Raw genomic sequence first — 17,018 nt, 5'->3', positions numbered from 1 at the left:
GCCCTAAGGGGCGGCTTTGCATCTCAGCCGGGCTTCCTGCGCCGGCCAGTCTCGAGGTCCGGCGCAATGAACACGACGCGCCTTCTCATCCTGTCAGATCTCCACCAGAACGACGGCGGCCGGCCGTTCGACCCCGCCGCCGAGGTCACCGTGCCGTTCGACGTCGCGGTCATCGCAGGCGACTGCGCGGGCCGGCTGACGTCGTCGATCGCCTGGCTCGGCGAGCGCTTCGCCGGCACGCCGACGATCTACGTCCCGGGAAACCACGATTGGTACCGCGACGGCGGCCCGCTCGGCTTCACGATCGAAGACGAACTTGCAGCCGGCCGCGATCTGGCTGCCAGACTAGGCGTCACGCTGCTCTCCGACGACGTCGCCGAGATCGGCGGCATCCGGTTCCTGGGCACGACTCTCTGGACCGACCTGCGCTCGCGGCATCACGCGACAAGGCGGCATGCCTTTGCCGACGCGAACCGCTGGATGAACGACTACCACTGCATCCATCGGAACTCGTCGACGCGCCGTTCGCGCCGGATCACGCCGAACGACACGCTGGACTGGCACCGGGCCTCGCGGCGGTTCCTGGCCGACGCCTTCGCTGAGGATGCCGATCCGCGGCGCACGGTCGTCGTGACGCACCACGCGCCCAGTCTGCGGTCGCTCTCGCTGCCGGACGACACGCTCAACCACTGCTACGCCAGCGACCTCGAGCCCGAGATCGCGGCATGGCGGCCGGCCGTCTGGATTCACGGGCACATCCATGCCGCCCGCGACTATGCGATCGCCGGCACGCGGATCCTGGCGAACCCGCTCGGCCGCGCCGGCGAATTCAGCGGCTTCGATGCGAACCTCGTCGTCGATTTGTAGGTGCTGAAAGTGCTGGCCTACGAACGGCGGCGGGTCAGCGGCACCACGGGTTGGCGTGGTTCGGCCAAGGCTGCGCGAGGTGCTCGCGCAGCAGCAACTGGCCGAGATCCTGGCCGTTCGAGAGGGTGATCTTCACCAGTTCCCGGCCGTAGTACCCGGTGCCATGCGCCTCGAGACGATAGTTGCCGTCGCCGAGAAGGGCAGCAACGCGGTCGCGCGCCGCGATCCCGTCGCGACGCTCCGATTTGCACTCGGGGTGCGAGATCTCGGGAGCATCGATATCTTTGAGGCGCCATTTGACGCCGTTCTCCCAGCCCGTATCGCCATCGACGATGCAGGTGACCTTCCGGTCGGCGCGATGGCCGCCGGAGCAGATCGGGAGGGCAAGGGACGGCACGGTGGACGCCGCGATGATCGCTAGTGACAAGATGATACGCATGCGCTCACAGGTAGCGTAGGCAAGGGCAAGATGGAATCGGCGGAGGAGACCGTCCACAGGTCTCGGTGGATCAGCCTGAAAGAGGACTGGAGAACGTGGATGTCGAGATCGTGGTGGCGTGTCGCCGGGTTGGCGCTCTTGTCGGTCATGATGATCGCCCAGGCGAGGGCGGAGAACCCGTCATCGATGATGACGATGTCAGGCCGGTGCGACAAGCTTCTCGTCGGCGGTCATGACATGACGCGGTTCTGCGAGGGAAAGATCCTGTCGACCGCTTACCCCTCCGGCCGGGTCGGCTTCTATTTCGTCCTGCGGAACGGCGCGATCGTGACCTTCTCGGGAAATGACGTTCCGAATCCGACGCCGCAGACGGACCGCCTGTTCATCGACAAGCTGATCACGAACCTGGGCGACGGAATCCCTTCTGCCTCGGAACCGGCCATCGGTTCTTGCGACTACTCCAACCCGTATGCCGGGAAGCCGGCGTTCGTGCGCTGCATCGGCAAGGGAGCAGCCGGCGAGCCATTTCGGGCATCATTTACGACTGACGGCCGGCCGCCCGTCGAGGCGCTCAAGTAGCCGCTCGCGAGAGGAGGAGATTACCTCGCGGGAACTTTTGCTGGCCAGGCATCCAATCTTGATCAGTTGAAGGCATCATCCATATCGCCGGCGGCAGCCCACGCGGCACATGATCGCGGCGCTGCCCGAACATCGAGCATGCGAGAAATGCGATGACGAGCGGCAACTCTCCCCTTTACGACTCGGCGCGCAAGCGCGTCGCCTTATCCACCGCTGGATTTTTGACCATCGGAAGCGGACTTGACGACGTCGGGGAGAGCCTCGGCTCCGGATCCCTCGCGCGGATCGGGTCGGCGTCAGGCGTAGTCACGGCCGCGCACGTTCTGGAAGCCCTGAGTAGACATGAGCGCGTCGGTATCGTCCATTTCGCTCGGCCCGAGGGGAGGGAACAGCGTGCTATACTTACGACCAATCATTGTGGCGACGTGGCATTCCGAAAGCTGCCGTGGCAGCAGAGAGGTCCGGATCTCGCGTTCGTGAAGCTTCCGCCCTACGTGGTGGGCTCACTGGAAGCCCAAGGCTGCGTTTTCATCGATCTCGATAGCCGCAAAGAGTCGATCTTGAAAAACGGGTATCAACCTCAAGGCTTCTGGTTCGTGGCTGGCGTGGTTGCCGAGCGATCCGGGGTTGCCGAGAAGGATGACAAGAAGGTCACGGTGTCGGTAGAGGCCGCAGTCGAGCCTGGGGATGTCTCGGATTTCCCCCTCGACGAGGGCTTCGACGGTTATTGTTTCGTTCCGGGCCAAGATCCTTTGTACGTTCCGCCGTCCAGCTACGAAGGGATGAGCGGCGGCGGCTTGTGGATCGGCCACACCACGGATGGCGAGGGCGCCGCGGGCGAGTGCAGCAGCCTCAGCTTCGTCGGTGTCAACTTCTGGCAGTCGGATGTAGGCGAGCAGGGCCGATCGATTGTCTGTCACGGTCCCAATGGGATCTACAAGCGGCTCTCCGACGCCGTGCATGCGAAATTTCCATGACCGTCGTAAGGCGCGGGCGGAGTAGTAAAGTCCTGTTCGATTGACGGCCGCTCCTAGTCGCACAGTCAAATCGGCGCGCATCTTGGCATTCAAATTGGTCACGGACGTCTAAAGAGTCATCCATGCCCGCCGCGGGCTGCGCTGCCGCGCCGGCTGCACTCGACGAGTTCACGGATCCGTACGACGAGGTGCTCGGCGACGAGACGACGGGCGTCGTCGTAGCCCTGCCAGTCGACGCGCGGGCGGGCGATCGCGATCCGGGCGCGCAGGTCCGGCGGGATCTCCTCCCATGCCAGGAGCACGGCCGTCCGCATCTCGTGGTCCACGGCGTCCGGCAAGCGATCGGCAAAGCTTTCGAGCGGACGGCGGTGCCGGGCGCGCCCGCTCATCGCTTCCGCCTGACGTAGCCGGCGGAGATCTGCCGTGACAGCCGCTCCTCGATCTCGTGCTGCCCGCGGATCAGGCCACGGACCGCCTCGCGCGGGTCGCCGCCGGCCTCGGCGATGGCCGCCTCGACCACGTCGTCCGGCACGTCCGGAAGATGGACCGTCGACTTTTCCGCCTTCGCCATGAGGACCTCCGTGCGAACCCCCGAGCAGAATCGGGGTTGACCGACTACCGATGTTCTTATTACGTTCTCATCCATGATCAAGCGCACGAAGATGACCGTAGTCGTGGCCAAGCGCCCGACCTCCCGCACCGCCGGCTGACGAGGCTCTCTCGTCCACCGGCGATCGCCCATTCACGGCATCTCCGGACGACGACCATGAGCCTCCGCCTCGATCATTCCCTTCTCGACAATTCTGCTGCCGACGCCTCCCGGGCTCTGACCGAGACGCGGCGTCGCGCGTCAGGCCGCCGCTTCGGCCCGACAGGAACGGTCCGCTGCACCGGGCGCTCGGCGTTCCGGTCGGCACTGGCGCGCGATCTCGGCCTGCTGCTCGATCTCGACCCGGAGGTCGCGGCGTGGGCGTGCCTGCCAGCCGTCCTGGAGTTCGCAAACCGCGACGGCGAGGTCGTCGAGCGCGTGCCCGACTTCCTCGTCCGGGAGGAAGACGGCCGCGAACGCTTTCTCGACGCCGGCGAGACAGGCCTGACGCCCGCCGATCCCTCCGTCGCCTATCGAGCGGTTCCCGAAGACGAGATCCGCCAGGAACCCCTGATCTCCAATGCTCGCGACGCGATGCGGTACGCGAAACGCGTGGTGCCGCTCGGCGACCGGGTACGGCTGCTCGCGTACCTGGCCGAGATGTCGCCGATCACGCTCGTCGAGGCCGCCTCGGCGATGCGCGAAAGCAGCGAACCCGTCGGCGCCGTCATCGCGCTTGCGCTGAGAAGGATCGTCCGCATCGACTGGGAAGACGCCCAGATCGGACCTGAGACACCCGTGAGGGCGAGATGAGAAGACAATATCGGGGCATCCCGTCGGCTGCGCGGCGCGCAGCGGCACAGGAGAATGAAGAAGACGAGGCGGAGCGCGAGTTCTCCCGGCAGCAGGTGCTGCGGCAGATCGAGCGTCTCGGCGCTTCCGAACGCGTGATCTTCGACGCCGTCAGCGCTGGCGTCGCTGCCGCCGCGGATGCGCGACCGGATCGGAGCCTGCTGATCGCCGCGGTCGTGTTCGACGGCCGATGGGGCGGCCCGGCGGCGACTGCGATCAAGGTGGCAGCGCGCGAGGCCTATTGCGACGTGACGTACGACTTGGTCGTGCTCGCGGCTCCGAACAGCAAGGCTTCCGGGCAGTCGTTCGGCTCGTTCGACATTGACCGCATTCCAAGCTTTCTGTCCGAGAACTCGCTCATCTGCCTGTTCGGCGAAGACGACGCGATCCCGGACCTGCTCCGGACGTTCGCGGACACGATCCTCGAGGTGCGCGAGCCGTCGCTCGACCTGCTTGCGGAGGAGATCGGCTTCGGGGACGCATCGGACGTTCCTCACCCGCTCGGCTTCCGGGAGTTTGCGCCTGATCAGTTCGACTTCGCCCTGTCGCGCGGCCGGACGCCGGCGGAGCGATTCTCGTTGCTCGTGACGCTTGCACGGCGGGACCCGCCGGAGCGCGAGCGTGCGGATCCGCAGCCGGATCCTGACGACGGTCCGCGGCTCGAGAATCTCGACGGCTTCGGCACGGCAAAGGAGTGGGGGCTCCGGCTTGTCGAGGATCTGCGTGCTTTCGCGGTAGGCGAGATCGAGTGGCGCGACGTCGACGCGGGCGCCCTTCTTGTCGGTCCGCCGGGCACGGGGAAGACGACGTTCGCCGAAGCGCTGGCGACCAGCGCGGGCGTGCATTTCGTGCCGACCAGCTACAGCGATTGGCAGACGAACCGCGGCGGCTACCTCGGCGATGTCTTGAAGGCGATGCGAGCCGTCTTCAGCGAGGCGGCGGCGAACATCCCGGCCCTCGTCTTCATCGACGAGATCGACACGGTCCGCGGCCGCGGCAGCACGGACAGGAACGACGGCTGGTTCACCGCGATCACGACGTGCCTGCTCGAATGTCTCGATGGGATCGGTCGGCGGGAGGGGGTCATCGTGATCGCTGCCTGCAACGACGACAGCAGCCTGGACCCCGCGCTCGTCCGCTCCGGGAGGTTGGACCGCCGCTTCTTCATCGGTCTCCCGGACGAAGAGGCGCTCGCGGGCATCTTCCGCTACCATCTGGGCGACGGGATCGACGAGAACGTCATCGACCGGGTCGCGACGCTGTTCGCGGGCACGATGTCTGGTGCGGACGTGGTGAGGATCGCGCGTGACGCGAGGCGCCTTGCGCGCCTCGCGAAGCGGCCGCTCGCGGCCGAGGATCTGGTCGCTGCCGCAGTTCCGGAAGACCGTCGCTCGCCCGCTGTTATCAGGCGCATCGCGATTCATGAGGCGGGACATGCCGTCGTTCGGATGCTGTTCGGTCAGGTGCCGAGGTCGCTTTCCATCATCGAGAGCGGCGATCTCGGTGGCTTCGTGTCGCACGACGTCGACATCGCGAGCGTCGAGGGCCTAGGCTCGGAAATCGCTCGAGACGTCATCGCGATGCTCGCCGGTCGGGCGGCGGAAGAAGTGATCCTGGGCGTCGCGTCCGGCGGTGCCGGCGGCCCGAAGGATTCCGATCTCGGACACGCGACGCGTCTCGTCGCCGCCGCGGAAGGTGTCTACGGCTTCGGCGGCACGCTCGCGCATGGGCTCGAAGTCGACGGGCGGCGCGTGCATGAGCGGCTCGCGAGGCTCTACGCGGAAGCGATCATGCTCGTCCGCCGGCATCGTGCCGAAGTCGAGGCGCTGGCCGCGCTGGCGATCGAGAAGCGGGTCCTCGGCCGGTCGCTTCTCGCGGAGTTCGCCGTGCGGCGCGGTCTCGGCCGCGCCGGATGAGGCGACGACTTCGCTCTCAGAGGAGCCTCGGCGGATATGCGTCCGCCGAGGCCCCCCGTCTTTGTCAGGCCGCTTCCCATACCTTGTTCAGGATCCGCGCAGCTATCGTCGCCTTGTCCTGCGGGAGAAACCGGCCGTAGTGCTGGGCGACCATCTCCGGGGTGTCCTGGATCGCATAGCTTGCCTGCTCGTAGGATCCGGTCTGCTTCAGGATGTGCGTCGCGAGCACGTCACGGACGTTGTGCGGTCCGTGAGGCAGGAGCCCGGGTATGGCGCCCCGTCCCGTATAGGGATTGTAGATGCCGTACCGCTGCACGGTCAGCCGCCACGCCTCGTAGAAGGTCGTCTGATTGTAGGCGGCGTCGGCAGACGGCCTCTTGGCGGTCTTGACGAAGAAGGTGCCGGGATCCCGCGCCGGACCGAGCAGCCGCGCCCTGTGTCGGCTCACATAGGCGTCGATCATCGGGTAGAGCCCGCCGATATCGGGCAGCACCAACCTGAAGGGCTTGTCGGCGAAGAACGTCGAGGTGGCGTTCTTGAACGCGATGGCGGGGATCAGGACCTCCCATCCGGCTTCGCGGATGCTCCACCGGATCTCTCCGCGCCGGGCGTCCTCGAGAGCCCGCTCGGAGGTCGGAACACGGTCCCGCGGGCAGAGCAGGAGTTCGCGCAGGTTCTTCTGGCGCAGGCCGAGATGGAGGCCGAACCGCAGCAGGAGAAAGGACCGGACGGCCTCGGCCGCCGACTTCGGGTAGAGCCTCTCGTCCGGCATTAGCCGGAGAATCTCTTCGGTGATCTTGCGGTACTCCCCGACCGGGCTGTCGGCCTCCAGGATGGGCAGGATCGGCTCGAAGGGATCCCGATGGATGCGGGCCACCCGGTCGATCTCCTTGATCCGGTTCCGGCCGTGCCGATACATCGCGTCGCACGCCGCCGCCCAGTCTCCTCGAGCCCTCTCCACGTCATCTTCCGAGACCATGCCGGGTATCGGCGCGAGATGCAGAGCGAGCCGCGGGTTCTGCCGGAGCCACCCGGTGTCCGCCCTGACCATCGCGAGCACGATGGCCAGCATGTCGACTTCCCACCGCGTATAGAAGCCGCGCCGGCGCTCGCGCCACTGAAGGTACCAGTCCCAGACGGCAGGGAAGACGAGGTGGCCGAAGGAGAGAGTGGCGAGATCGGCACCGAAGCCCTGGACCTCGCTGTCCGGCGAGGAGACGAGCGCGCCGAACATCAGCCCCAGATGCTCGATCTTCTGGTCGGCCGTCTCGGCGTTCCAGACGCCGTTCCGCTGGAAGCCGTAGGCGGTCAGCGTCGAGGTCTTGAAGCGGAGGAGATCGTCCATCTCCTTCTGCAGCCGGGGCGGCGCGTCGACGACGCCTCCGTCGCCCGACGGCAGGGCGCGGGAACCGGGCCGGCGACGGGATCCGTCGATGTGCCGGAAGCGGACGGCATAGCGCTGCTGCGTCGCCGCGGCCTGATAGCGGCGATAGTCGGTCGAGCCGCTGATCACCACAGTGCGGACCCATTCCAGAATCTCGGCCTGTTCGGCGGCCGGACGGGAGGCGAAATCGTCCGGCAGATGCCAGACGAGCCGCCGACGCTCCGACGGTGTGATGTCGGCGAGGAGGTGCCCCCTCGGCGCCGCGTTCTGCTTCGGCAAGAGGACCTTCAGTGCCCCGTCCGGCAGGCCGTAGCGCCTTTCGATGAAGGCGACGGTCCGGAGACTTCCGATCGTCCGCGGACTGGCGCTCGCGCTGCACCAGTCGGAGAGCGTCTTCGGATTGCAGGGAAGGCCGGAAGCCTCGATCGCCCGGGATAGATGGTACATCGTCTCGCCATGCCGCTCGATCTCCCGGCGAAGCGACTCGGCGAACGTTCCGTCCGGGACTTCGGCTTCCCACAGCGCCGGCGGACGATCGAGGATCGGACGAGGCTTGCGACCCCGCTTTTGTTTCGGCTTCTCTCTCGATGCTCGGCCGACCGGCGGGGTCGACGGCGACGATGGCGATCGCAAGGGGACGGCAGGCACTCGCTCTTCCGAGGCGAGGGCCCGGCACAACGCGTCGAATATCGGCTGCAGGTGATTGCGGTTCGTCCGGATCGCCTGCGCCTTCACGCCCGTCCCATCGGCCAGGAGCGAGTGATCGATCCATTGCCCTCGATACGGCGGGAAGCTCCGTGTCGCGAGGAGGTCGAGGAGGTAGCGTTCGATCGCCATTACCTCGCTGCGCGAGAAGTACGGCGCCAGGCGCCGCTGACAGTAGGCTGCGATCGTGGTCGGGTTCAGTCTGGGTTTCATGGGTCCACGTCCAATAATGTTGAACGTGGACCCTCATTCCGAATGGGACCGGCGGCTGCCAGCCGACGAACGATTGACGATCAGTCGCGAACTTTTATCCGGTCGGCAGGCCCGCCGCGCAGGCGATGTAATGGCGCTAGGAGTGATGCTCCGGAAGGATCTCCCGTGCCGCCGCACCTCAAGTCATGACATCAATGTAGTGGTTGTCCGGCCGGGTCGCCACGCGCCGCGTGAGACACGGCAGCGGAAGCCCGCCCAGAGCAGGTTCACTTCTCTTTGCGAACACCCTTGAAAGGCGTGCCGTCTTTCTTCCCATCCATGAACCTGCCGTCCTCCTTGTTCCGCTTGGTCCATGTTTCCGTCTTCGGATTATGTACCTGCGATCGATTGCGAACAGCGCCTTTGCGATGACCGTCGCCGGTCGGAGGATTGGTGGCCATGCGATGCTCCTAATTCACGTTTCGTTCCCGCTTTTTCATCCCCACCCGCCGGTCTTTTGGCGGGTGGGGCCATGGGCTGTCCCCGCCCGACCTCAGATCTCCGAGGGATGCGGCGGGATTATGTGTCGTTATCGTGAGTTATATGTCGCGTGACACGGCCGGCCTTCCGAGCTGACCTCAGCTGCACCCGCTCGTCGAGCCGCAGGTGTCGCACTTCAGGCAGGTGCCGTTGCGCACCATGGTGAAGTTGCCGCATTCCGAGCAGCTTTCGCCGGTGTAGCCCTTCATCATCGCGATCGACCGGCGTTCGGCGCTGGTGGCCTTCGGGTCGGCATTGCCGGAGGCGGCCGCCGCGACATTGGCGCTGTCCTTGTCGGTGGCCTCGAAGGCCAGCGGCTGGTCGAACAGGCCCTGCGCCGGCGAGGTGTCGGCGACGGGCGCCGGCGAGGCGAGGGGGGCTTCCTCGTAATCCCGCTTGAAAGCCGTGGCCGCCTGGGCGCCGGTCGCGGCAGGGCGTGCCGCAAGCGTCGGCTGGACCGGCGAAGCGGCGGCTGCCGGCCTTGCGGCCGAGGCCGAAGCGGCGGCCGGCTTGGCGGTATTGGCCGCCACCGGCGCTGCCGGGCGCTGGGCGCCGGCGGTCACCGGCTTGGCGCCGCCGGCCGACGGTGCCGAAGCGCCGCCCGTCGCTCCGCCGGCGGCCTGGCCCACCGGCTCGTTCGACGAGACGAGGCGGAACTTTGCCGTCTGGCCGCGCACCATGCCCGACGAGATCGGCAGCGGCGCCGGCTTGTCGCCCTCCACCCCGCGGCCGACCGTCGAGGCGGTGATATCCTCCGGCTGGACATGGGCGAGGTCGTGCCGGCCGAGATAGGAGACGGCGAGCTCGCGGAAGACATAGTCGAGGATCGAGGTGGCGTTCTTGATCGCCTCGTTGCCCTGCACCATGCCCGCCGGCTCGAAGCGCGTGAAGGTGAAGGCCTCGACATATTCCTCCAGCGGCACGCCAAACTGCAGGCCGAGGGAGATGGCGATGGCGAAGTTGTTCATCATCGCACGGAAGGCGGCGCCCTCCTTGTGCATGTCGATGAAGATCTCGCCGAGGCGGCCGTCGTCGAACTCGCCGGTGCGGAGATACACCTTGTGGCCGCCGACGATGGCCTTCTGGGTGTAGCCCTTGCGCCGGTTCGGCAGCTTCTCGCGGTCGCGAACCACCTTCTCAACGATGCGCTCGACGATCCGCTCAGCGACCTCGGTCGCCTGGGCGGCCGGCGGGGAGGCGATCAGCGCGGCAGCGACCTCTTCCACCGTCTCGTCCTCGTCGTCCTCATCGGCGATCAGCGAGGCGTTGAGCGGCTGGGAGAGTTTCGAGCCGTCGCGGTAGAGCGCGTTGGCCTTCAAGGCGAGCTTCCAGGACAGCATGTAGGCCGCCGTGCAATCCTCGACGGTGGCGTCGTTCGGCATGTTGATGGTCTTGGAGATCGCCCCCGAGATGAAGGGCTGCGCCGCCGCCATCATGCGGATGTGGCTGTCGACCGAGAGGTAGCGCTTGCCGATCCGCCCGCAGGGATTGGCGCAGTCGAAGACGGGCAGGTGCTCGTCCTTCAGGAACGGCGCGCCTTCCAGCGTCATCGCACCGCAGACATGGATGTTGGCGGCGTCGATGTCCTTGCGCGAGAAGCCGAGCGCCGGGAGCATCTCGAAGGTGAAGTCGTTCAGTTCAGCGTCGGAGAAGCCGAGGACGTCCCTGCAGAACGCTTCGCCAAGGGTAAACTTGTTGAAGACGAACTTGATGTCGAAGGCCGAACCCATCGCGGCGTTCAGCGTCGCGATCAGCTCGTCGGTGAAGCCCTTGGCCTTCAGCGAGGAGGGGTTGATCGCGGGGGCCTGGTTGAGATTGCCGTGACCGACCGCATAGGCCTCGATCTCGGCGATCTGGCTTTCCGAATACCCGAGCGTACGCAGGGCATCCGGCACGGCGCGGTTGATGATCTTGAAGTAGCCGCCGCCGGCGAGCTTCTTGAACTTCACCAGCGCGAAGTCGGGCTCGATGCCGGTGGTGTCGCAGTCCATCACGAGGCCGATCGTGCCGGTGGGCGCGATGACCGAGACCTGGGCGTTGCGATAGCCGTTCTTCGAGCCGAGCTCGACGGCCTCGGTCCAGGCGACCTTGGCGCGGCCGGACAGCCGCTTGTCGGTCAGCGAGGCGTGGTCGAGCGGCACCGGATCGACGGCGAGCGCCTCGTAGCCATTGGCGATGCCATGGGCGGCGCGGGCGTGATTGCGCATGACGCGCAGCATCGCCTCGGCATTACGCTCATAGTCCGGGAAGGGCGAAAGAACGCCGGCGATCTCCGCCGAGGTGCGGTAGGCGATACCGGTCATCAGCGCCGAGATGGCGCCACAGATCGCTCGGCCCTCCTTGGAGTCGTAGGGGATGCCGGAGGTCATCAACAGGCCGCCAATATTGGCGAAGCCGAGGCCGAGGGTGCGGTAGTCGTAGGAGCGCTGGGCGATCTCCTTCGACGGGAACTGCGCCATCAGGACGGAGATCTCGAGGACGACGGTCCAGATTCGCACGGCGTGCTCGAAGGCTGCCGTGTCGAAGCGCTTGGTATCCTTGCCGCCTTCGCCCGTCACCGCTTCCTGGAACTGGATGAGGTTCAGCGAGGCGAGATTGCAGGCCGTGTCATCGAGGAACATGTATTCCGAGCACGGATTGGACGCCCGGATCGAACCGGCCTCGGGGCAGGTGTGCCAGTCGTTCATCGTGGTGTTGAAGTGGAGGCCCGGATCGGCCGAAGCCCAGGCCGCATAGCCGATCTGCTCCCAGAGTTCACGGGCCTTGACGGTCTTGTGGACCTTGCCGTCGGTGCGGCGCACCAGCTTCCACTCCTCGTCGTTCTCGACGGCGCGCAGGAAATCGTCGGTGAGCGAGACGGAATTGTTGGAGTTCTGTCCAGATACGGTGAGGTATGCCTCGGAATCCCAGTCGGTGTCGTAGACCGGGAATTCGATATCGGTATAGCCCTGGCGCGCGAACTGGATGACGCGCTTGGCGTAGTTCTCCGGCACCTGCGCCTTCTTGGCGTCCTTGACGGCGCGCTTCAGCGCCGGGTTCTTCATCGGGTCGAAGCAGTCGCCGTCCGGGCCCTCGCAATTGACGCAGGCCGAGAGGATCGCCTTCAGATGCTTCGCCACGGTCTTCGACCCGGTGACGAGGGCGGCGACCTTCTCCTCCTCGCGGACCTTCCAGTTGATGTAGGCCTCGATGTCCGGATGGTCGATGTCGACGACGACCATCTTCGCCGCGCGGCGCGTCGTGCCGCCGGACTTGATGGCGCCGGCCGCCCGGTCGCCGATCTTCAGGAAGCTCATCAGGCCGGAGGACTTGCCGCCGCCGGCGAGCTTCTCGCCCTCGCCGCGGAGGAACGAGAAGTTCGAGCCGGTGCCCGAGCCGTATTTGAACAGCCGCGCCTCGCGCACCCACAGATCCATGATGCCGCCCTCGTTGACGAGGTCGTCGGCGACGGACTGGATGAAGCAGGCGTGGGGCTGCGGATGCTCGTAGGAGGTGGCCGAGCGGGTCAGCTGGCCGGTGCGGTAGTCGACATAGTAGTGGCCCTGGCTGGGACCGTCGATGCCATAGGCCCAGTGCAGGCCGGTGTTGAACCACTGCGGCGAGTTCGGCGCGACCTTCTGGGTGGCGAGCATGTAGACGAGTTCGTCACGGAAGGCCGAGGCGTCTTCCTCGGTCTCGAAATAGCCGCCCTTCCAGCCCCAGTAGGTCCAGGTGCCGGCGAGACGGTCGAAGACCTGCCGGCCGTCCATCTCCGAGCCGGTGCGCTCGTCCTCGGGAAGCTTGGCGAGGGCCTTGTCGTCGGCGACCGAGCGCCAGAGGAAGGAGGGGACGTCGTGCTCCTCGACCTTCTTCAGCACCTTCGGAACGCCGGCCTTGCGGAAATATTTCTGCGCGAGGATGTCCGCCGCCACCTGGCTGAACTGCTCGGGGACGTCGATCCCCTCCAGCCGGAAGACGACCGAGCCGTCCGGGTTCTTGATCTCGCTGGTCGCCTTGCGAAAGGCGACCGCGGCGTAGGGGCTCTCGCCGGCCTTGGTGTAGCGGCGCTCGAACTTCATGCCCATCTCAAAAACCCATCCTCGAGTGACTGTCTTGGCGGCGGCAAGGGCGTCCGCACGTCCGCCGACGTGCTGTTCCCTCGACCCTCTGGAATCGTGAAACCGACCCGCATCTAGTGGTGCCTGTGTCGGGTGACCCTACATATAGTGGCTGATGAGGGTTACGCGAAGCTTAAAATTTCGGATTTTAGCGAAGCGGCTGACTTATCAACGGGATTCACCGGTATCCCCAGACGGCCGGCCCGAATCGTGGCATCCGCGAGCACTTTTGAGCGTCCCGGCCATCGAAGAGGAGGGTAGGGTGAGTCCGCCGAAGCGGTCAATTGCCGATCGATCACAGTGGCGGATCCGCCTGCCGGGACAAACTGTGTACAAACTGTCGCGCGGGAGGCGCGAAGCCTTGCATTCCGCGACGTCGGCACCTTACGTTAACTTTTATCCAATTGGCCTCGAGAGATCGCGAATTGGTCAATCGTACGAACCGTTTGTGACAATCGAACTGGACACTGGATCGTCGATTCCGTCTCTCTGAAAGGACCGTGTTTGTCTCGGCCTGAAAATTCGACGTGGAATCTCTCCGCCGCCGATCTGACGGTCGTCGGGCCGGAGGAGGCGATCGACCGCGTCACCCGCATGGCGACGCGGCTTCTCGGCGTTCCTGCGGCATTCATCGCGCTGTCGGACTGCGACACCCAGGTCTTCAAGAGCGAGATCGGGCTTCCCGAGGGTGGACGGCGCACCGAGAACGGCCTGCGGGTCCTTGCCGGGGACGAGGCGGTGTGTCTGGCGCAGGTCGAAGGCGGCGAGCCGCTGGTGATCGACGACGTCGCGGCAGACGGTCGCCTCGCCGACAGCGCCATTGCGGGGATGCTGCGAATCGGCGCCTTCATGGCGATGCCCGTCAGCCTGCCGGACGGCTCGGCCGTCGGCTGCCTCTGCGTTCTCGACGAGCGGCCGCGCGCCTGGTCCGCCGACGACCGGCGGTCTCTCGAGGAGTTGCGGGCGATTCTCTCCTCGGAACTGGCGCTGCGCCAGGAGGTCAAGCAGCGCCAGCGCCTCGAACAGCATGCCTTCCTGATGTCGCGGGAGATGGAGCACCGCATCAAAAACTCCCTCTCGACGGTCCAGGCGATCATCCTGTTGTCGGTTCGCGACGGCCAGAGCGCCTCCGAGATCCGGGCCGATCTCCTCGAGCGGGTCGCCTCCCTCGCCAAGACCCAGTCGCTGCTCGCCGATGGCGATGGCAAGGGCGCGATGTTTGCCGACATCGTGACGGCCGAGCTCCAGCATTATGGAATCGGCACGAATGTCTGGATCGACGGCCCCGAGGTGCTGGTCGGCAAGGACGATGCGGTGTCGGTGGCGATGATCATCCACGAACTCGCGACCAATGCCACCAAGCACGGCGCCTTGGCGCTGCGCAACAAGGGCGGCGTCTCGATGCGGTGGGAAACCTTCGAGCGGGAGAGGCAGCCCTTCCTGACCTTTCATTGGGAGGAGTGGTTCGGCGGCGGGCCGACGCCGCCTGTCATGCGCGGCTCGGCGGGGCTCGGCTTCGGCACCGAGCTGCTCGAAACCCTCGTCCTGCGTCAGATGCGGGGCGAGATGTCCCGGGAGCTGACGCCAGGCGGCCTGATGTTCACCGCCACCGTCAAGCTCAGCCGGATCCCCGCCTGAAGGGTTTTCCGGCGAGCGGCTCGACGACACGAAAGCCGACCGCTGCCGCCTGTCGCGCGGCTGGACCGCCGCTCGGTCGGATCGCTTAAGAACGCGTCGTTCCTGCGCCCGAAGTGGTCAGCCGGGCGAGCCCTTGCCGATCGGCGCCTGGAAGCTCAGACCGAGATCCCAGGGAAAGAAGATCCAGGTGTCCTGGCTGACCTCGGTGATGAAGGTGTCGACCAGCGGCCGGCCCTTCGGCTTGGCGTAGACCGTGGCGAAATGCGCCTTCGGCAGCATCGCCCTGACGACGCCGGCCGTCTTGCCGGTATCGGTGAGGTCGTCGACGATCAGGATGCCTTCGCCGCCGTCTTCGAGGAGTTCCTGGCTGATCTCCTTCAGCACCTTCAGCTCACCCTGCTCGACATATTCGTGATAGGAGGCGATGCAGACCGTCTCGATCAGCCGGATGCCGAGTTCGCGGGAGATGACCGCCGCCGGCACGAGGCCGCCGCGGGTGATGCAGACGATGGCGCGCCATTCGGGCCGGATGCCTGCAAGGCGCCAGGCGAGCGCCCGCGCGTCACGATGAAACTGATCCCACGAGACGGGAAACGACTTCTCCACCATCGACATCGCGCTGTTTGCTCCGCCCGCCTTGAAATGAAGCGAGTGGATAGATCGGAACCGGCTTCGAAGGCAAGCTGCCGTGTCCGTCGCCGGGGCGGCAGCGTGAAACTTGCGGAGCGAGGGCAGGAAAGCGGCACGAAACAGTGACTGCCTGTCAACGGGGCGGCGCTGGAAAGCCCGCGACCCGCCGGCTAACGGTCGTTCGCCGGACGATGCGGGCGAAAGGGCGGTGTTCATCCGGGATGCCGCCTTGCCGAAACGACGCCGTCACCCCCGCAGCCATCTGGCCGCCGACCATCCCGCATTGAGGAAGACAATGACACTCGACCGCTATCACCCCTACGCACTCGCGCTGCTGCGCATCGTCGCGGGCCTCCTGTTCATGGAGCACGGAACCCAGAAGCTCCTGTCCTTTCCTGCCGGCGAGCATGGCGGCGTGGCGCTGATGTCGCTGTTCGGCGCTGCCGGCCTGATCGAGCTCGTCGGCGGTGCGCTGCTCGCCGTCGGCCTGTTCACCCGGGTGGTCGCCTTCATCTGTTCCGGCGAGATGGCCGTCGCATACTGGATGGCCCACGCCCCGCAGAACCCGTTCCCCGTCAACAATGGCGGCGACGCTGCGATCCTCTACTGCTTCGTCTTCCTGTTGCTGGTCTTTGCCGGTGCGGGAGCCTTCAGTGTCGACGGAGCCGGCAAGCCGTCGCGGGTCTGACGCGAAGGCCAGGAGCTCTGAACGGCCCCGGACGCTGCGCGCCGGCTCGGGGCCGTTTCCATGTCAGGCCTGTCGCCGGTTTTCGATGCCGGCGAGCATCGCCTCGACGGCCTTTGCCGCCGTGTCCAGCGCCGCGTCGTCGCGCGAGCGGATGACGATCTCCGTCGAATAGCGCGTGCCGTCGAACTTCGGATAGGAGCCGATGACCACGCCGGGATTGGCCTTGGCGATCTCGCTCAAGGGATCGCCGATGTCGCCTTCGCCGAAGGGGCAGGGGATCGCCCGGCTCTTCAGCGGTTCGCCGGCGGGAAGCTGGTCGACGAGGCTCGCCAGCATCGCCTGGAAGACGCTCGGCACGCCGGCCATGACGAAGACGTTGTCGACCCGGAAGCCCGGCGCCACCGACACCTTGTTGTCGATCAGTGCGGCGCCCTGCGGCGTGCGGGTCATCCGGCGGCGGGCCGGGGTGAATTCCATCTCGCGCGAGGCGTAGTGCGCTTCCAGCCGGGCGAGCGCTTCCGGATGCTCGATCACCGGCAGGCCAAAGGCCGCGGCGACCGCGTCGGCGGTGATGTCGTCATGGGTCGGCCCGATGCCGCCCGAGGTGAAGACCAGGTCGTAGGCGCGCCTCAACGTGTTCAGCGTATCGGCGATCATGTGCGGATCGTCGCCGACGATGCGGACCTCCTTCAGATCGATGCCGGCGAGCGTCATCACCTCGGCGAGATGGCCGATGTTCTTGTCCTTCGTCCGGCCGGACAGAAGCTCGTCGCCAATGGCGAGCATGGCGGCCGTGGCGTTTTCACGCGGCATGCTGGTGTCTCCCGCAGGGTTTTGCCCGAATAAGCGGAACTGCCCTTCGGAAAGCAAGAGCGGGCAGGGCACGCGCGCGCCGCGATTGTTGCCGCTGACGCGACGGTGCGTC

15 protein-coding genes are annotated in these 17,018 nt (G+C 66.3%); 7 read left to right on the top strand and 8 right to left on the bottom strand.

Annotated elements, in window-relative coordinates; translation table 11 throughout:
- Positions 1 to 66 precede the first annotated feature (66 nt).
- Complete coding sequence (locus E3C22_RS19540; protein ID WP_134763541.1) at positions 67 to 867, top strand: metallophosphoesterase; 801 nt, start codon at positions 67 to 69, stop codon at positions 865 to 867.
- A 34-nt stretch (positions 868 to 901) separates the two neighbouring features.
- Here E3C22_RS19540 and E3C22_RS19535 read toward each other — a convergent pair whose 3' ends face one another.
- On the bottom strand, positions 902 to 1,306 hold the full coding sequence (locus E3C22_RS19535) for a thermonuclease family protein (protein WP_134763540.1): 405 nt from the start codon (positions 1,304 to 1,306) through the stop codon (positions 902 to 904).
- A gap of 99 nt (positions 1,307 to 1,405) precedes the next feature.
- On the opposite strand from E3C22_RS19535, the gene E3C22_RS19530 reads away from it, so the two are divergent.
- Positions 1,406 to 1,885 carry a hypothetical protein gene (locus E3C22_RS19530; RefSeq protein WP_134763539.1) on the top strand — a complete coding sequence of 160 codons (480 nt, stop codon included), beginning with the start codon at positions 1,406 to 1,408 and terminating at the stop codon, positions 1,883 to 1,885.
- 152 nt (positions 1,886 to 2,037) lie between these two features.
- Complete coding sequence (locus E3C22_RS19525) at positions 2,038 to 2,862, top strand: hypothetical protein (RefSeq protein WP_134763538.1); 825 nt, start codon at positions 2,038 to 2,040, stop codon at positions 2,860 to 2,862.
- Positions 2,863 to 2,978: 116 nt separating this feature from the next.
- Here the strand turns inward: E3C22_RS19525 and E3C22_RS19520 are convergent, their stop codons facing one another.
- Positions 2,979 to 3,251, bottom strand: a complete 273-nt coding sequence (locus E3C22_RS19520) for a hypothetical protein (protein ID WP_134763537.1) — start codon at positions 3,249 to 3,251, stop codon at positions 2,979 to 2,981.
- Complete coding sequence (locus E3C22_RS19515; protein ID WP_134763536.1) at positions 3,248 to 3,433, bottom strand: hypothetical protein; 186 nt, start codon at positions 3,431 to 3,433, stop codon at positions 3,248 to 3,250. Before E3C22_RS19515 ends, E3C22_RS19520 begins: the two co-directional genes overlap by 4 nt.
- Positions 3,434 to 3,628: 195 nt before the next feature.
- Between E3C22_RS19515 and E3C22_RS19510 the strand changes: the two genes are divergently transcribed.
- Both E3C22_RS19510 and E3C22_RS19505 read left to right on the top strand, forming a co-directional pair.
- Positions 3,629 to 4,264 carry a hypothetical protein gene (locus E3C22_RS19510; protein ID WP_134763535.1) on the top strand — a complete coding sequence of 212 codons (636 nt, stop codon included), beginning with the start codon at positions 3,629 to 3,631 and terminating at the stop codon, positions 4,262 to 4,264.
- The gene (locus E3C22_RS19505) at positions 4,261 to 6,219 is read left to right on the top strand and encodes an AAA family ATPase (protein WP_134763534.1); all 1,959 of its coding nucleotides are present in this window, start codon (positions 4,261 to 4,263) and stop codon (positions 6,217 to 6,219) included. Before E3C22_RS19510 ends, E3C22_RS19505 begins: the two co-directional genes overlap by 4 nt.
- Before the next feature lie 64 nt (positions 6,220 to 6,283).
- Here E3C22_RS19505 and E3C22_RS19500 read toward each other — a convergent pair whose 3' ends face one another.
- From E3C22_RS19500 to E3C22_RS19490, 3 genes are all read right to left on the bottom strand, one after another.
- Positions 6,284 to 8,050: a hypothetical protein gene (locus E3C22_RS19500; RefSeq protein WP_245515085.1), complete on the bottom strand. Its 1,767-nt coding sequence runs from the start codon at positions 8,048 to 8,050 to the stop codon at positions 6,284 to 6,286.
- Positions 8,051 to 8,787: 737 nt separating this feature from the next.
- Positions 8,788 to 8,961 (bottom strand): hypothetical protein, encoded by a 174-nt coding sequence (locus tag E3C22_RS19495; RefSeq protein WP_134763532.1) that lies wholly within the window; start codon positions 8,959 to 8,961, stop codon positions 8,788 to 8,790.
- Between the two features lie 177 nt (positions 8,962 to 9,138).
- Entirely contained in the window at positions 9,139 to 13,098 is a 3,960-nt protein-coding gene (locus E3C22_RS19490; RefSeq protein WP_134763654.1) for a vitamin B12-dependent ribonucleotide reductase, read from the bottom strand.
- 543 nt (positions 13,099 to 13,641) lie between these two features.
- Between E3C22_RS19490 and E3C22_RS19485 the strand changes: the two genes are divergently transcribed.
- Positions 13,642 to 14,775 carry a sensor histidine kinase gene (locus E3C22_RS19485; protein WP_134763531.1) on the top strand — a complete coding sequence of 378 codons (1,134 nt, stop codon included), beginning with the start codon at positions 13,642 to 13,644 and terminating at the stop codon, positions 14,773 to 14,775.
- A 117-nt stretch (positions 14,776 to 14,892) separates the two neighbouring features.
- On the opposite strand, the gene gpt is transcribed toward E3C22_RS19485, so the two are convergent.
- Positions 14,893 to 15,390, bottom strand: a complete 498-nt coding sequence (gene gpt / locus E3C22_RS19480; protein ID WP_134763530.1) for a xanthine phosphoribosyltransferase — start codon at positions 15,388 to 15,390, stop codon at positions 14,893 to 14,895.
- Between the two features lie 310 nt (positions 15,391 to 15,700).
- Here gpt and E3C22_RS19475 point away from each other — a divergent pair, with 310 nt between their 5' ends.
- Positions 15,701 to 16,093: a DoxX family protein gene (locus E3C22_RS19475; RefSeq protein WP_134763529.1), complete on the top strand. Its 393-nt coding sequence runs from the start codon at positions 15,701 to 15,703 to the stop codon at positions 16,091 to 16,093.
- A gap of 63 nt (positions 16,094 to 16,156) precedes the next feature.
- Here E3C22_RS19475 and E3C22_RS19470 read toward each other — a convergent pair whose 3' ends face one another.
- Complete coding sequence (locus tag E3C22_RS19470) at positions 16,157 to 16,906, bottom strand: competence/damage-inducible protein A (protein ID WP_245515084.1); 750 nt, start codon at positions 16,904 to 16,906, stop codon at positions 16,157 to 16,159.
- Between the last annotated feature and the right edge of the window lie 112 nt (positions 16,907 to 17,018).

This window comes from Jiella endophytica (genome assembly GCF_004519335.1).
Taxonomy (GTDB): domain Bacteria; phylum Pseudomonadota; class Alphaproteobacteria; order Rhizobiales; family Rhizobiaceae; genus Jiella; species Jiella endophytica.
This window is presented reverse-complemented; position numbering and strand designations above follow the sequence as displayed.

Coding starts and splice junctions, on each gene's coding strand:
- E3C22_RS19540 (WP_134763541.1), top strand. CDS start 67: ATGAACACGACGCGCCTTCTCATCCTGTCAGATCTCCACCAGAACGAC.
- E3C22_RS19470 (WP_245515084.1), bottom strand. CDS start 16,906: ATGCCGCGTGAAAACGCCACGGCCGCCATGCTCGCCATTGGCGACGAG.
- E3C22_RS19475 (WP_134763529.1), top strand. CDS start 15,701: ATGACACTCGACCGCTATCACCCCTACGCACTCGCGCTGCTGCGCATC.
- E3C22_RS19535 (WP_134763540.1), bottom strand. CDS start 1,306: ATGCGTATCATCTTGTCACTAGCGATCATCGCGGCGTCCACCGTGCCG.
- E3C22_RS19530 (WP_134763539.1), top strand. CDS start 1,406: ATGTCGAGATCGTGGTGGCGTGTCGCCGGGTTGGCGCTCTTGTCGGTC.
- E3C22_RS19495 (WP_134763532.1), bottom strand. CDS start 8,961: ATGGCCACCAATCCTCCGACCGGCGACGGTCATCGCAAAGGCGCTGTT.
- E3C22_RS19515 (WP_134763536.1), bottom strand. CDS start 3,433: ATGGCGAAGGCGGAAAAGTCGACGGTCCATCTTCCGGACGTGCCGGAC.
- E3C22_RS19500 (WP_245515085.1), bottom strand. CDS start 8,050: ATGTACCATCTATCCCGGGCGATCGAGGCTTCCGGCCTTCCCTGCAAT.
- E3C22_RS19490 (WP_134763654.1), bottom strand. CDS start 13,098: ATGAAGTTCGAGCGCCGCTACACCAAGGCCGGCGAGAGCCCCTACGCC.
- E3C22_RS19525 (WP_134763538.1), top strand. CDS start 2,038: ATGACGAGCGGCAACTCTCCCCTTTACGACTCGGCGCGCAAGCGCGTC.
- gpt (WP_134763530.1), bottom strand. CDS start 15,390: ATGTCGATGGTGGAGAAGTCGTTTCCCGTCTCGTGGGATCAGTTTCAT.
- E3C22_RS19505 (WP_134763534.1), top strand. CDS start 4,261: ATGAGAAGACAATATCGGGGCATCCCGTCGGCTGCGCGGCGCGCAGCG.
- E3C22_RS19520 (WP_134763537.1), bottom strand. CDS start 3,251: ATGAGCGGGCGCGCCCGGCACCGCCGTCCGCTCGAAAGCTTTGCCGAT.
- E3C22_RS19510 (WP_134763535.1), top strand. CDS start 3,629: ATGAGCCTCCGCCTCGATCATTCCCTTCTCGACAATTCTGCTGCCGAC.